This window comes from Larkinella soli (assembly GCF_003703975.1).
Taxonomy (GTDB): domain Bacteria; phylum Bacteroidota; class Bacteroidia; order Cytophagales; family Spirosomataceae; genus Larkinella; species Larkinella soli.
This window is the reverse complement of sequence record NZ_QTJY01000081.1, coordinates 1-336: the sequence shown is the minus strand read 5'-3', so window position 1 is coordinate 336 and position 336 is coordinate 1. Positions and strand designations below refer to the sequence as shown.

The following is a 336-nucleotide window of genomic DNA, read 5'->3' as shown; positions in this document are numbered from 1 at the left end:
AGCTTACCAGATTGCCCCTATACTCGTACCTGATAGATTAGCCACAGCTTCGGCAGTCCGATCATATTCACCAGTCACTTTCAACTTGGCTAGCCGATGTGGTCGGGAAGATCGTTCGGCTAGTGCCTCCGTTCGTGGATCTAGTTGATACCGCTTTACCTCGTAGCGGCAGATTTTCACCGATGTAAGGAAAAATGCCAACTCCTCATTGTCGGGCAGCCAAGCTGATGGAGCCTCAGGCGTGATATACCTTAATCCAGCTTTTAGGGATTCAAATCCTCTGCTGAATATCCATAACAATAAACGGGTTTTTACTTTACTATAATTTACCCCAAA

The 336-nt window shown here is 46.1% G+C and carries 1 protein-coding gene; it reads right to left on the bottom strand.

Going from position 1 to position 336, the window contains the following annotated elements:
* Positions 1–3: 3 nt before the first annotated feature.
* Positions 4–336 (bottom strand): hypothetical protein (locus DX909_RS29835; RefSeq protein ID WP_206513084.1); only part of this gene is annotated, 333 nt, incomplete at its 5' end.